Source organism: Bacillus sonorensis NBRC 101234 = KCTC 13918, from assembly GCF_001592005.1.
GTDB lineage: Bacteria > Bacillota > Bacilli > Bacillales > Bacillaceae > Bacillus > Bacillus sonorensis.
Map to the genome: position 1 here is coordinate 61,559 of NZ_BCVZ01000009.1, position 13,531 is coordinate 75,089.

13 protein-coding genes are annotated in these 13,531 nt (G+C 45.3%); 4 read left to right on the top strand and 9 right to left on the bottom strand.

The genetic code is table 11. The features are described 5' to 3' along the window. Positions 1–11 precede the first annotated feature (11 nt). The 4 genes from lcfB to BTR1S_RS12085 form a co-directional block, all read right to left on the bottom strand. Positions 12–1,553, bottom strand: coding sequence for a long-chain-fatty-acid--CoA ligase LcfB (gene lcfB, locus BTR1S_RS12075; RefSeq protein ID WP_029419025.1), 1,542 nt, complete (start codon positions 1,551–1,553; stop codon positions 12–14). Positions 1,554–1,565: 12 nt separating this feature from the next. Further along, positions 1,566–1,712 carry a hypothetical protein gene (locus BTR1S_RS22525; RefSeq protein ID WP_155910141.1) on the bottom strand — a complete coding sequence of 49 codons (147 nt, stop codon included), beginning with the start codon at positions 1,710–1,712 and terminating at the stop codon, positions 1,566–1,568. Between the two features lie 75 nt (positions 1,713–1,787). Continuing rightward, on the bottom strand, positions 1,788–2,777 hold the full coding sequence (gene lplA, locus BTR1S_RS12080) for a lipoate--protein ligase (RefSeq protein ID WP_006636709.1): 990 nt from the start codon (positions 2,775–2,777) through the stop codon (positions 1,788–1,790). A 14-nt stretch (positions 2,778–2,791) separates the two neighbouring features. Then, positions 2,792–3,526 carry an MBL fold metallo-hydrolase gene (locus tag BTR1S_RS12085; protein ID WP_029419026.1) on the bottom strand — a complete coding sequence of 245 codons (735 nt, stop codon included), beginning with the start codon at positions 3,524–3,526 and terminating at the stop codon, positions 2,792–2,794. Between the two features lie 157 nt (positions 3,527–3,683). Here BTR1S_RS12085 and yhfH point away from each other — a divergent pair, with 157 nt between their 5' ends. From yhfH to BTR1S_RS22820, 3 genes are all read left to right on the top strand, one after another. Beyond that, the gene (yhfH, locus tag BTR1S_RS21980; protein WP_006636707.1) at positions 3,684–3,818 is read left to right on the top strand and encodes a protein YhfH; all 135 of its coding nucleotides are present in this window, start codon (positions 3,684–3,686) and stop codon (positions 3,816–3,818) included. A 313-nt stretch (positions 3,819–4,131) separates the two neighbouring features. Then, positions 4,132–5,421, top strand: a complete 1,290-nt coding sequence (gltT, locus tag BTR1S_RS12090) for a glutamate/proton symporter GltT (RefSeq protein WP_029419027.1) — start codon at positions 4,132–4,134, stop codon at positions 5,419–5,421. A gap of 167 nt (positions 5,422–5,588) precedes the next feature. Then, on the top strand, positions 5,589–5,756 hold the full coding sequence (locus BTR1S_RS22820; RefSeq protein ID WP_167373799.1) for a hypothetical protein: 168 nt from the start codon (positions 5,589–5,591) through the stop codon (positions 5,754–5,756). Between the two features lie 94 nt (positions 5,757–5,850). Here BTR1S_RS22820 and BTR1S_RS12095 read toward each other — a convergent pair whose 3' ends face one another. Beyond that, the gene (locus BTR1S_RS12095) at positions 5,851–6,891 is read right to left on the bottom strand and encodes a M42 family metallopeptidase (protein ID WP_029419028.1); all 1,041 of its coding nucleotides are present in this window, start codon (positions 6,889–6,891) and stop codon (positions 5,851–5,853) included. Positions 6,892–7,008: 117 nt separating this feature from the next. Between BTR1S_RS12095 and BTR1S_RS12100 the strand changes: the two genes are divergently transcribed. Further along, positions 7,009–8,001 carry a ketoacyl-ACP synthase III gene (locus BTR1S_RS12100; protein WP_006636704.1) on the top strand — a complete coding sequence of 331 codons (993 nt, stop codon included), beginning with the start codon at positions 7,009–7,011 and terminating at the stop codon, positions 7,999–8,001. Between the two features lie 134 nt (positions 8,002–8,135). On the opposite strand, the gene BTR1S_RS12105 is transcribed toward BTR1S_RS12100, so the two are convergent. The 4 genes from BTR1S_RS12105 to hemH all read right to left on the bottom strand — a co-directional run bounded on the left by BTR1S_RS12105 (position 8,136) and on the right by hemH (position 13,497). Further along, complete coding sequence (locus BTR1S_RS12105) at positions 8,136–10,298, bottom strand: YhgE/Pip domain-containing protein (protein WP_006636703.1); 2,163 nt, start codon at positions 10,296–10,298, stop codon at positions 8,136–8,138. Between the two features lie 61 nt (positions 10,299–10,359). Beyond that, entirely contained in the window at positions 10,360–10,932 is a 573-nt protein-coding gene (locus BTR1S_RS12110) for a TetR/AcrR family transcriptional regulator (RefSeq protein ID WP_006636702.1), read from the bottom strand. 201 nt (positions 10,933–11,133) lie between these two features. Then, positions 11,134–12,543, bottom strand: coding sequence for a protoporphyrinogen oxidase (hemY, locus tag BTR1S_RS12115; RefSeq protein ID WP_006636701.1), 1,410 nt, complete (start codon positions 12,541–12,543; stop codon positions 11,134–11,136). A gap of 15 nt (positions 12,544–12,558) precedes the next feature. After that, positions 12,559–13,497: a ferrochelatase gene (gene hemH / locus BTR1S_RS12120; RefSeq protein WP_006636700.1), complete on the bottom strand. Its 939-nt coding sequence runs from the start codon at positions 13,495–13,497 to the stop codon at positions 12,559–12,561. Positions 13,498–13,531 lie beyond the last annotated feature (34 nt).

A 13,531-nucleotide genomic window follows, 5' to 3' on the forward strand; every position in this document is an offset into this window, starting at 1 on the left:
CCTTTTCATGGTTAAGACTGGCTCGCCAAAATGTCTTTAAGTGCCCGGCGAAGAATTTTGCCTGTCGAGTTTTTCGGAATCTCATCAAGAAAAATGATGGATGAAGGCCGTTTGTATTTCGCAAGATGCTGCCTGCAGTGCATTGCTATTTCCTCTTCTGTCAGCGTCTTCGTCTTAGGGACGATATAGCATTGCACCGCTTCTCCCGTATTGGGATCGGGAACGCCGATTACAACCGCCTCGGCGACTTCCGGATGTCTGTAAAGAACCTCTTCGACTTCTCTCGGATAAACATTGTAGCCGCCGACGATAATCATATCTTTTTTTCTGTCGACGATGTAGAAATAACCGTCTTCATCCCGCTTTGCCAGGTCTCCCGTGTAGAGCCAGCCGTCTTTAATCGTGTGGGCGGTTTCTTCAGGCATTTTATAGTACCCTTTCATGACGTTCGGCCCTTTGACGATCAGTTCGCCCACTTGTCCTGCCGGCAGTTCTTCCCCCAGCTCATTAACGACTTTGTTCTTGACATTGAGAATATTGGTTCCGATTGAACCCGGTTTACGGCCGGTGCTGAACGGATTAAAACATGTAACAGGTGAAGCCTCGGATAATCCATAGCCCTCCAGCACAAGAACATTGAATTTCTCTTCAAAATTTTTCAAAAGAGCGACAGGCATGGCGGCGCCTCCTGAAATACAAAGCCTGACAGAGGCAAATCCGTTTTCATCAGCAGCCTCATGCTGATACAGATAATTGTACATTGTCGGAACACCGGCAAAGATGGTCGCCTTATGCTTTTTCACAAGCTTAAACACCGCGGACGGACTGAATTTTGGAATAATTAAAATCGCGGCCCCGTTCATCAGCGGAGCGTTCATACAGACGGTTAAACAGAATACATGAAACATCGGCAAGGCGGCGACAACCAGATCGGCTTCATTCATCGTCAAATAGCCCGCCGTATCATTCGCATTTGAAAAAAGGTTTTTATGTGTCAGCATCGCGCCCTTCGGCTTTCCCGTCGTTCCCGACGTATAAAGAATCGCCGCCGTGTCTTCTTCATTGAGCTCAGGAGAGACGCGAGAGACGGCCTTCATCAAGTTTGTAAACGATTTCAATTTCGCTTTGATTTGAAGATTTTCCGGTTCATGAAGCTGCCCTTCCGTTTCGCAGAACACGACATGCTCGACTTTGGGGAGCAATTCATGCATCTTTTCGTATAAAGGGAGAAGCCGTCCGTCCGCCACGATGACTTTTGCATCGCCGTTGGTCAGCATATAGCCGATTTCTGTCGGCGTATAGGATGGATTAATCGGAATCACGACAGCCCCAGCTTTCAAAGCTCCGAAAAATGAAATGACAAAATGCGGTGTATTGCCGAGAAGCAGTGCGACATGATCCCCTTTTTCAACCCCCAGTTCGTACAATCCCCCTGCAAAACAATCAATTTTTTGCTGAAGCTCACCGTAAGTTTCCTTCTTTTCCCCAAAAATATAAGCGGTTCTATCCGGTTTTGATTTGGCTGTTTCCCCCAACTTCGCAACTACATTCATTCTCCCACCCCTTCAAAAATGAATGAATAACCATTCATTTTTTGATAATAAAAAATCTATCCCCATTATAGTAAATGAAGCGAAAACACTCAAGAGATGATGGAAAATATCTTCCATTCCTCTTATGCCTATAGAGAGATCTGCATAACCGGCATCCATCCATTCTCACATCCTGCATGTCGCAAAAAAAAAGCCGCTCCGAGAACTGGAAAGCTCTTGAAGCGGCCCTCAATGTTAGTAAACGAGATCCAAAAATTCTTCTTTTTGAATGTTCCCGAAGTAATGCTGAATATCAACGCCGTCGAGTGCTTCTTCAATCGCGTTTCTTTCATACTGGACGCCTGACAGTTTGTCTTCGATCTCGCCGACATCGCCGACACCGAAAAAGTCGCCGAAAATTTTGCATTCCTGAATCATGCCTTTATGAACTTCCAGACGAATGTCAATCGAACCTGCCGTAAACCGTTTCGAATGCTGCAGATTGAATTTAGGAGATTTTCCGTAGTTCCAATCCCAGTTTTGGTAGCGTTCCTTTGAAATTTGATTGATGATTTTCCAGTCCTCATCAGTCAGTTTATATTCGGGGATGTCCCCTTCCGTATCGAAAATATACCTCAGAAGCAGTTCCCGGAATTCCTCAGTCGTCATTTTCTGATCAAGAAATTCGCTGATATTGGCCACCCGGCTTCTGATCGATTTAATTCCTTTTGATTCGATTTTATCTTTTTTTACTTTCAGTGCCGATACGACATGTTCGATCTCAGAATCAAATAAAAGCGTACCATGGCTGAACATTCTTCCTCTTGTTGAAAATTGGGCGTTCCCCGAAATTTTCCGGCCGTTTGCCATCAGATCGTTGCGCCCGCTCAGCTCAGCATCGACCCCAAGGCGTTTTAAAGCGGCGACAACGGGTTCGGTAAACTTTTTAAAGTTATGAAAGCTGTTGCCGTCATCCTTTGTGATAAAACTGAAGTTCAAGTTTCCGAGATCATGGTAAACCGCTCCGCCTCCGGAAAGCCTGCGGACGACGATGATTCCGTTTTCATCCACATATTTCGTATTGATTTCTTCAATCGTATTTTGGTTTTTGCCGATGATGATCGAAGGCTGATTGATATAGAACAGCAAATATGTCTGTTCGGGATCAAGGTATTTTAAGCAGTATTCCTCGATCGCCAGGTTGATTCTCGGATCTGTAATGTTTTGATTATCGATAAACAGCATGTTTTTTCCTCCTTCTAGTCTCCCCACACATAACCCGTCTTCGCCAGATCGACTGGGCCGTTAAAAACGGTTTCCGCCTCTTTTTTTAATTGCCGATGATCCCCAAAGTGCGGCAGGTGTGTAAGAAGAAGCCTCCCTGCTCCGGATTCTTCCGCGATTCTGCCAGCTTCAAGGCTGTTCATATGCCCGGCATTCGTACCGTCCTGATCCGCGTAAAAATTGCACTCGCTGATCAGCAAATCGGCGCCTTCAGAAAAAGTGATAAACGATGTCTGAAAGCTTGAATCCGCCGTGTATACGGCGCTGTGCACTCCGTCTGTGATCCGCATCGCAAAACAGTCGACCGGATGGGCCGTTTTTAGAAAAGTAAACGTAAACGGGCCAAGCGCCAACGGCTTCTCAGGATCATACGCAATCCCCGCGGTATGCGTTTTATATGTAAGCTGATGGAATTGATCTTGATCAAACGGATGTCCATATATCGGAAGCGCGTCCTTCCCTTTTCCGAGAAATGAGCCGACAAGTTTGGCAAACTGCAAAGGGCCGACGTCCGCAATATGGTCATGGTGATAATGGGATAATACAACAGCATTCAGCTTCTCAACAGGCAGAAACTGCTGGAGCTTTGATAAAACTGCACTGCCGCAATCAACCAGGACCGAATAATCCCTTGATTGGAACAGGTATCCCGAAGTCGCTTCATTTGCAGCCGGAAATCCGCCGTAACAGCCTATCACAGTGATCTTCATATCTTTCACACCTCATTTATGTGGCTATCGTCCCAATATTCAATATACCCATTTTTCTTTAAAATTGCATGTTTTATGTTTTGTCATAAAACAGACATTGACCTTTCTTCATCTGTTATAATACAATGATAACAATTAAAGGAATGGGGGATATAAGATGATTGGAAAAATCACAGAATTTTTCAGAAACCTGCCTGCCAAGAAATGTGCGGAATGCGGCCGCGAGATGGAAGAACAGCATGAATGCTACGGAAATACATGCTGCAAATGCCTAAAATTGAATGACCTTTGAACACAGCACGCTCCGGATGATGCCCTCGTTCCGGAGCGTTTTTTTGTCACAAAGTTAGTCAAAAAGAGAGACATTTTTGTCAAATAGCATTAATTTAATTATAATTAACTATATGAAATAGGTATAAACACCCCGTACCCAAAACTTCTGAACCTCTTCAGTTATGAACATTATACCGTTTACTGAAATTTCAGAAAATAATTCCTAAATTTTTTTATGGACGAGATCCTTTTTTTTCGGCTATACTAAATTTAATAGTCTCATTATTTAATATACTTATATAATGAAAAAAACTGACGTTGGGAGGGCATCTATGAAGAAGAAAATAAAATTCGGATTAGCTACTCAAATTTTCCTTGGACTGATTTTAGGTGTCGTAGTAGGCGCCATCTGGTTTAACAACCCGAATATAGAAACCTATCTGAAGCCGGTGGGGGATTTATTTTTAAGATTAATTAAAATGATTGTAGTTCCAATCGTCGTGTCCAGCTTAATTGTCGGGGTCGCGGGAGCGGGCAGCGGCAAAAAAGTTGGCCGGATCGGATTTCGGACTATTCTATACTTTGAGATTATTACAACTTTCGCGATTATACTCGGCCTTGTGCTGGCAAACGTTTTCCAGCCTGGTCATGGCGTTAATTATACAACTGGCGAAAAAACTGATATCAGCCAGTATGTTCAAACTGAAAAAGAAGCGAGCACGAAATCGGTTGCAGACACGTTTTTGCATATTGTGCCGACGAACTTTTTCCAGTCTTTAGCTGAAGGCGATTTGCTTGCGATTATCTGCTTTACCGTGTTTTTCGCCCTTGGAATTTCAGCGATTGGGGAAAAAGGAAAACCTGTGCTTGCGTTTTTTGAGGCCACATCCCAGGCCATGTTCCACGTCGTAAACCTTGTGATGAAATTCGCGCCGCTCGGTGTTTTTGCTCTGATTGGTGTAACAGTTTCCAAATTTGGATTTTCATCACTGTTATCGTTGGGAAAACTAGTTATATTGGTGTATGCCGCCCTTGCGGTTTTCCTTATCATTGTGTTCGGCATTGTCGGAAAAATGGTTGGCGTCAATATATTTAAATTTTTAGCCTATTTAAAAGATGAATTGCTGCTTGCTTATACTACATCAAGCTCAGAAACGGTTCTTCCCCGTGTAATGGAGAAAATGGAAAAGATCGGGTGTCCAAAAGGCATTGTGTCATTTGTCATTCCGATCGGCTATACCTTTAACCTGGACGGGTCTGTGCTGTATCAGGCGATCGCCGCATTGTTTTTGGCGCAGGCCTCAGGAATCGATCTGTCGATTGGCCAGCAGATCACGTTAATTCTCGTGCTGATGGTCACTTCAAAAGGGATGGCTGCGGTGCCGGGCACATCGTTCGTCGTGCTGCTTGCAACATTGGGCACGATCGGCGTGCCTGCTGAAGGACTGGCCTTCATAGCGGGCGTCGACCGGATTATGGACATGGCCCGCACAGTCGTCAACCTGACAGGAAATGCCTTGGCGGCTGTCGTCATGTCCAAATGGGAAGGCGAATATGACACTTCAAAAGGTGAAGCCGTACTGAATAAAAGCGAACCGATTGATATGAAAATGTCCGGCTGACCCCGGAACTGAATACTGAAAGAAAAAACGCATGTTTTCCTCCATGGAAACATGCGTTTTCTCGTTGAAAATATACGATTTCACCAATAAACCTGTCCAAGCAATCCCCTCCCCGCGGCATACGATGTACTGTAGATAAATTAAGATAATAACAGGAGGGAAGTTTTATGTGTTATTACCATGACTATCATAAAAAAGATCATGACTGCAAAAAATACTACTACTACTATTACTACTATTATCCATGCTACAAAAAAGATTATCATTACTATGATTATAAAAAAGATTATTATTACTATGATCATTGCAAGAAAAAACATTATGATTACTGGTAAATAAAACATTCATCCAAGAGATGAAGACTTCCGTATTTCTTTCCCCGAAAGGATCAAAACGTCCTTTCGGGATTTTTTATTAAAGGACCGGGTTTTATACCATGTCAGACTGGATATAGCGGTACAAAAGCTGTGCCGTATGCTCCAAGGATGTTTGATGTGTTCTTTCAAATGCGTGTGAAGCATCTATTCCCGGACCGATTAATCCATGGATGATGTCATGTCCCGCTTTGATTGCCGCTGAAGCATCAGATCCGTAGTATGGATAAATATCAAGCTTATATTCGATCCCATGCTTTTCACAAAGCTCGACCAGCCGCTTTCTGAAGCCGTAATGATACGGTCCGCTTGAATCTTTCGCACAAATCGATACCGAATATTCGTCAGTCGATTGACCATCGCCGATCGCGCCCATGTCAACAGCCAGATATTCAACTGTCTCAGGCGGAATATTGGAGTTGCCGCCATATCCGATTTCTTCGTTATTGGAAATTAAAAAATGGGTGGTATACGGCAGGCTTATTCCTTCTCTTTTAATCTGTCTGATCAGCTGCAGCAATAGGGCGACGCTTGCCTTATCATCGAGATGGCGCGATTTGATAAAGCCGCTCGGGGTTATTTCAACCCGGGGATCAAAAGATATAAAATCGCCGACATCAATGCCGAGCGCCCGGGTGTCTTTTTCACTACGAACCGGTTCATCAATGCGCACCTCCATATTGTTCTGGCTCCGTTCTGCTTTTCCCGCGTCTTTATAAACATGAACTGAGGTTTGATGCATTAAAATCGTCCCGGTATAGCTTTTTCCCGATGATGTTTCAATCCGGCAATATTCACCTTCGATCGAGTTATAGCGGAAGCCGCCGATTACATCGATTTTCAGCCTTCCGTCCGCTTTGATTTCTTTCACCATCGCACCCAGAGTGTCCACATGAGCAGTCAACAGCCTGTGCCTCGACTCGTCGCGCCCCGGTATTGTAGCAATCAGTCCTCCTTTGTGATTGATCTTTGTTTCAATTCCCTGTTCTTTCAGAAGCTGATGAATATAGTCTATGATCTGGTATGTATTTCCGGTCGGGCTCGGAATTGAGACAAGCTCTTTAATCAGCTGCATCGTTTCATGAATAGATGACATGTGCATCCCCTCCTATTTCTTTATTATATAGTATACCTCACTCAGGATCCTTGAGAAAAAAATTAGCACCAGATACTAATACTTGGTGTTATAATATAAAAAAGGAGAGTGAGCATCATGGAAACTTTATCAAAAGCACGCATTTCAGCTATCGGAGCTTATGTTCCCGAAAAACGGCTGACAAACGAAGACTTGGAAAAAATCGTTGATACCTCTGATGAATGGATCGTTCAGCGGACGGGCATGAAAGAAAGGCGGCTGGCATCTGAATGGGAATTCACATCTGATCTTTGTATCAGGGCTGTAGAAGATTTAAAAAACAGATATCACGGCACACTTGATGATGTCGATATGATCATCGTCTCTACGACGACAGCCGACTATGCGTTTCCTAGCACGGCATGCCAAATCCAGGAACACTTCGGATGGTCCGATACCGGGGCGGTCGATGTCAATGCGACATGTGCCGGATTAACTTACGGCCTCCATATCGCAAACGGACTGATCACCTCGGGATTGCACCGCAAAATTCTTGTAGTTGCCGGAGAGACATTGTCCAAAGTAACCGATTATACAGACCGCTCATCTTGCGTATTGTTTGGAGACGGGGCAGGCGCACTGCTTATCGAACGTGAGGAAAAAGCACCCGGGTTTATTACGTTCGTACAGGGTACAAAAGGAGATGGAGCCCGTCATTTGTACAGAACCGGCTTAAGGAGCGATTTGAAGGGAGAAAAGCTGCTGGGCGCGGGAAAAATGGTTCAAAACGGGCGAGAGGTATACAAATGGGCGGCCAGATCGATCCCGGAAGGCATCAAAAAGCTGCTGGAACAAGCGAAAATGGATCTCGGAGACATTGATTGGTTCGTCCCTCACAGCGCCAACCTGAGAATGATCGAATCGATTTGCGAAAAAGCTGGAATTCCGCTTGAAAAAGCTCTGACAAGCGTTGAATGGTTCGGCAATACATCATCAGCTTCGATCGTTCTCGCGCTTGATCTGGCCGTTAAAAACAAAAAGCTCAAAGAAGGAGATACCGTGCTCCTTTACGGCTTTGGCGGAGGTTTTACATATACGGGGATGCTTGTAAAATGGGGCGCATCCGTTTGACTGCAACTCCTATCCGCTTCTGCCCGGTTGGCCGTCCGGCAAGAATATGCAGCTGTTATTTCGGCAATGCACCCGGCAGGAATCGGCTATTTACGAAAAAAAACACCTTTTCTTATCGAAAAGGTGTTTTTGAATTATGCGGGCTGTTCCTCCATTTTTTCTTTTCTGAGCAGCCACCAAAAATAAATGATTGTCAAAGCCATCATGACGATAGCCATTCCGCCGAGCACCGCCGCTTGTTTCCACATATAATCATAATCTCCGCTTGAAATAATCGCTCTGTAGCCTGCGATGCTGTAAGTCATCGGCAGAGCGGCATGGATAAGCTGGAAGAATTTAGGTACAAGCGCCAATGGGAACGTTCCTCCGCTTCCCCCAAGCTGAAGGACAAGCAGGATGACGGCGATGAAACGCCCTGGATTTCCCATCGATGCCGCCAGGAACTGAATGATCGCAAGGCATGTAATGCTCATAATGATGCTGAACAGATAGAATCTCCAGATGCTTTGCACCTCAAGGCCGATGCCCAAGAGAATGACCGTGCATGCGATCACAGCCTGTAAAATTCCGACCGGAAGCAGCACGCTGAATTTGCTGAGGAACCATCCAAACGCAGATTCAGGACGGCCTGACGGCTCTTTGACATCAAACACAACAGTGATCATTAAGGCGCCGACGAATAATCCGAGCGATAAAATGTACGGAGTTAGCCCCGTTCCGTAGTTTGAGACCTGATTGATTTTATCGCCTTTCACATCGACAGGATCGGAGAACATATTGTAGTTCTGTTCGCCTGCTTGAATATCGCCCGTCTGATCAGCTGCGTCAGAAAGCTTGTTTGACAGCTCGCCGCTGCCTTTAGAGATCTTGCCGAGGCCTTCATCAAGCGTTGTTGCCCCTTCCGCCAGCTTGGAAGCAGCATCTTGAAGCTTTCCTGACGCATCCTGGAGCTGTCCGAACTTCTCTGTCAATGTCTGACTGCCCTCAGAAATTTTTGAAGAGCCGTTTCTCGCTTCAGCGAATTTTTCGTTATACGCTCCGAGTCCGTTTGTCAGACTGTTGAGTCCCTCTTGAATTTTTTGCGATCCTGTGTAAAGCTTATTCACCGCGCCGGGAAGCTGTTTTAGTTCGTTAAGCTTCTGTTTGATGTCTGACAGGTCGGGAAGCTCGCTTCCGTCTGGAATTTGGGCTTTCAGACGGTCCAGTTCAGGGAGCTTGATGCTTCCCGTCTTTTGTTCGACCTGTTTTAACAGCGCCGCTTTTTGTTCTTCTGTGAGAAAATCGCTTGATTCAATGATCTGCTTCACTTGGCCGTTTTGATTTTTCAAGGCGTTTTCAAGCTTGGATATGTCATCCGAAATCCGGCCGATTTCTTTTTTTGCCTTCTCCGCATGTGAAAGGGCGCTTTCAAGCTGGGCGATTTTTTCTGGTGAAATCGCGTTTTCAAACTGCTTCACGGTTTGAGCCTTTTCATTCAATTGCTCCAAACCTGACACGATCTTCGGCATGCCTTCTTGCAGCTGTTTGGCTCCGTTGTACATCTGGCCGCTTTTTTCCTGGAATTGTCCGAGTGCTGAATCAAGCTCATGAATTTTTTGATTTAACGTATTGAATGCTGTGCCGAACGGATCCATTCCCGTTTTATTGAATTCAATTTGGCTTTTTGCCAATTTTTCAAGGTTTTCTTTCAGGGTTTTGCTTCCCTTTTTCGCATCCTTTAAGCTGTTATTCAGCTTTTCTGCTCCTGCGCTGGCTTCGCCAAGCCCTTTTGCGATTTTCCCGAAGTTATCAAAAATCACTTCCGCGTATTGTTCGCTGATTTCCGAACCGACAGAATGCTGAAGCTGCTCAATCGCCTTATCGCTGATTTGTGCGCCGACATAATTACGTCCGGCATTGGTATGATAGATCAGATTCAGCTTTTTCGGTTTTTTATCCATGACCGTGCTGGCGTCTTTGGAAAAGTTCTCAGGAATTTCTACAACCATATAGTATTCTTCATTTTTCAAGCCTCTTAACGCGTTTTCCTTCGTTGTAAAATGCCAGTCAAACTTTTTATTCTTCTTCAGCTCTTTGACAAGATCATCCCCGATATGAAGGTCTTTGCCTTCATATGTCGTCCCTTTATCAGTATTGACGACAGCTACGGGGAGCTGATCGACATGTCCGTAGGGGTCCCAGTATGCCGCCAAAAATACGCTGCTGTAAATCAGCGGAATAAAGAGAACCCCGATTACGGATATCAGCAGCTTTTTGTTTGTTATCAGTTCTCTCCACTGGTTTCGTAGTATACTCATTGTTGATAACGCCTCCTAATTAATGACCGCTTTCTCTGTTCGGCCGCACCCCCACGATGATCTAATGGGACAATCCTTTCACAATATACATTTTCAGCATTTCCGCTATTTCTTCTTTCTCTAGTGGTTCATGGTGTTTCTCCCAATCAAAGATGAGCGCAATATACAGCTTGAAAATGACAAATGCGTTCAGTTCTGGATCACACGGTTTTATATCGCCATTTTTAATCGCTTCTTTAATTTTTTTCTTAATGTAATTGATGACCATGCGCTCGAGATTTTCAGTCATATCCCGTGCGACAGGCGTGCCAAGCTCCGCTCCCTCCTGAAAAATTTTGATGGTCAGCTGGTGTTTTTTTCTGTACTCCAAGATGGCAATCAACGCGCGATGCGCATTTTCGTGAAACGGCAGATCAGGATCGATCGCATTGTCAGCCGTTTGCTTCATTTCAATCAGCAGCGACGAAATGATTTCGCTAAATAATTCTTCCTTGTTTTTGAAAAAGGTGTAAATCGTCCCTTTTCCGACATTTGCCAACTTTGCCACAAGATCCATTGTCGTTGCTTTGTATCCGAATTGAGTAAATGATTTTGTGGCAGCTTCTATGATGAGCGCTTTCCGGTCAATGGTCATAGTTCCTCACTCCAAAAATGACTATTTGAACATTTTGGTCAATAAGTACAAAAAGTAATGTAACACATCCATTTTTAAAATGCAATTAATTAAAATGTATTTTTTCCAAAAAACGGCCTCTCATGATGCAGCGGTTTAAAAGTAAGCAAAATAAAAAAGCCGCCGGATATTATCCGGACAGCTTTTGCTCTTTCTAGTCTGTTATTCAAATAAATGGGCGATTACATCTGCCACGGCTTGTTTGCCCTGGTCAATGCAATCCGGGATGCCGACGCCTTCAAAAGAAGCGCCTGTGACAAAAATGCCGGGATATGACGTCCCGATGCCCTCTCGTATTTGTTTGATTCTGTTTTTATGGCCGACGTGATATTGCGGCATGGCTTCATTCCATCTCGTAATGCAGGTCATTTCCGGTTCGCCTTCGATTTTCATAATCCGCTTTAAATCCTCAAGCACAATCCTGACCATTTCATTGTCGGACTGGTCGACCACAGATTCATCACCGGCTTTTCCGACATACGCCCTTAACAGAACCTTGCCTTTCGGCGTTGTATTTGGCCATTTTTTGTTTGTCCATGTGCAGGCGGTAATGGAGAAATCGCTGTTTCTCGAGATCACGAAGCCTGTGCCTTGGTGTTCCATTTGCACAGCTTCCTCTGGAAAACCGAGCGCCACATTTGCGACAGAGGTTGATACCATCTCCCGCAAACCTTTAAGCCAATCCTCATTTGGAAACATCGCGGCAATCGCTTTATGCGGAGCCGTGACGACGGCGGAATCCGCTTGAAGAATGACGCCGTTGTCAAGCTTCAGGCTGTAACCCTGGCCGCCGCGTTCAATGTTGACGACCTTTGTTCCCTTATAGATTTTCGTCAGTTCTAGCTGTTTTTCCAATTCTTCCACTATCGTCTGCAAACCGGTTTTCAGCGTCTGAAACTGGCCTTTCTTTTTTGCGGCCGGCTTTTGCCGGTTTTTGCCGCCAGATTTCTTCATGCCGATAATCAGGCTTCTGTGCTTCTGTTCGGTTTGGTAAAACTGCGGGAATGTCGACATCAGGCTGAGGCGGTCGATGTCCCCGGCATAAATCCCTGAAAGGAGAGGTTCAATCAGGTTCTCAACCACTTCGCCGCCGACGCGCCTTCTGAAAAACTCTCCAAGCGACTGGTCCTCCTGAGGCTTGCTGGCCGGCAGCACCAAATCCATCCCTGCCCTCAGTTTCCCCTGCAGGGAAAACAGCCCTGTCGTCAAAAAAGGTCCGATTTTAGTTGGAACACCCATGACGGCCCCTTCAGGAATCGGATAGAGCGTTTCATTAACGAGAACATAAGACTGGCCTGTCGCATTATTTACAAGCAAATGCTCTAAACCAAGATCCTTGACGAGCTGAGGAGCGCTCTGTTTTCGTTCCAGAAATGAGTCTGGGCCTCTTTCAACGATATAGCCGTCTTTATGAACGGTCTGGATCTTTCCGCCTAATCTCGGACTGGCTTCGACAAGCGTCACTTCAGCGGGGAGATCGTTCTTTTTGATTTCTTTCTCCAGGTAGAAGGCGGCGGCCAATCCGGTAATACCGCCGCCGATAATGACAATCTGCTTACGTTCTCCACTCATATAAAATCGCCTTCTTTACTGTTCTTTCTCCAATCCTTTTAAGACAACGGACGCCAAAGCATCGATAAACTGCGGTTTCGCATTCGGCATTTCCGGCCTGTAATAGCTTGCTCCGATATCATCTGTTACGACTTTGCATTCATAATCATTATCGTACAGGACTTCCAGATGATCGGCTACAAATCCGACAGGAGCGTAGACAAAGGCTTTGTAGCCTTTTTGCTCTGATAAGTCCCTCGTCAAATCCTGGACGTCAGGTCCAAGCCAGGGATCCGGAGTGTTTCCTTCGCTTTGCCAGCCGACCGCATACTCTTTTACGCCCGCTTTTTCGGCGATCAATTTTGCGGATTCTTTAAGCTGCTCCGGATACGGATCCCCCATGTCGACAATCTTTTCCGGAAGGCTGTGCGCCGAAACGATCAGCACGGCATTTTCCCGTTCTTCCGACGGCATGCCTGCGTAGGTTTTTTTGATCTGATCCGCCCAATATTCAATGAACCCGGGCTCATCATACCAGCTGTTGATAGATGTAATCGTCAAGCCGCCCAGTTTTTCGGCCTCGGTTTTCGCCCGTTTGTTATACGACTGGACGCTGAACGTTGAGAAGTGCGGCGCCAGTACGAGACTGACGGCCTCTGTTATACCGTCTTTGTGCATCTCTTGAACGGCGTCCTCAATAAAAGGTTCAATATGCTTCAATCCGATATAAGCTTTAAAGATGACGTCATCCTGTATTTCATTTAAGCGCTTTTCCAGCTGCTTCGTCTGCTCCTCGGTAATTCTCGCGAGCGGGGATATTCCGCCGATCGCTTGATAGCGGTCTTTTAAATCCTGGAGCATGTCCGGATCAGGCTTTCTGCCTCTTCTGATGTGCGTGTAATACCGTTCAATATCCTCTTCCTTGTACGGCGTTCCGTACGCCATCACAAGAAGCCCCATTTTCTTTTTACCCAACATGAACACCTCTTTAAAGATCTTGATCTATACG

What these genes read in the sequence shown, in the direction of transcription:
- BTR1S_RS22820 (WP_167373799.1), top strand. Translation starts at nt 5,589, where the DNA reads ATGTGTTATTACCATGACTATCATAAAAAAGATCATGACTGCAAAAAA.
- hemY (WP_006636701.1), bottom strand. Translation starts at nt 12,543, where the DNA reads ATGAGTGGAGAACGTAAGCAGATTGTCATTATCGGCGGCGGTATTACC.
- BTR1S_RS12100 (WP_006636704.1), top strand. Translation starts at nt 7,009, where the DNA reads ATGGAAACTTTATCAAAAGCACGCATTTCAGCTATCGGAGCTTATGTT.
- yhfH (WP_006636707.1), top strand. Translation starts at nt 3,684, where the DNA reads ATGATTGGAAAAATCACAGAATTTTTCAGAAACCTGCCTGCCAAGAAA.
- BTR1S_RS12095 (WP_029419028.1), bottom strand. Translation starts at nt 6,891, where the DNA reads ATGTCATCTATTCATGAAACGATGCAGCTGATTAAAGAGCTTGTCTCA.
- gltT (WP_029419027.1), top strand. Translation starts at nt 4,132, where the DNA reads ATGAAGAAGAAAATAAAATTCGGATTAGCTACTCAAATTTTCCTTGGA.
- BTR1S_RS12105 (WP_006636703.1), bottom strand. Translation starts at nt 10,298, where the DNA reads ATGAGTATACTACGAAACCAGTGGAGAGAACTGATAACAAACAAAAAG.
- BTR1S_RS12110 (WP_006636702.1), bottom strand. Translation starts at nt 10,932, where the DNA reads ATGACCATTGACCGGAAAGCGCTCATCATAGAAGCTGCCACAAAATCA.
- BTR1S_RS12085 (WP_029419026.1), bottom strand. Translation starts at nt 3,526, where the DNA reads ATGAAGATCACTGTGATAGGCTGTTACGGCGGATTTCCGGCTGCAAAT.
- lcfB (WP_029419025.1), bottom strand. Translation starts at nt 1,553, where the DNA reads ATGAATGTAGTTGCGAAGTTGGGGGAAACAGCCAAATCAAAACCGGAT.
- BTR1S_RS22525 (WP_155910141.1), bottom strand. Translation starts at nt 1,712, where the DNA reads ATGGATGCCGGTTATGCAGATCTCTCTATAGGCATAAGAGGAATGGAA.
- lplA (WP_006636709.1), bottom strand. Translation starts at nt 2,777, where the DNA reads ATGCTGTTTATCGATAATCAAAACATTACAGATCCGAGAATCAACCTG.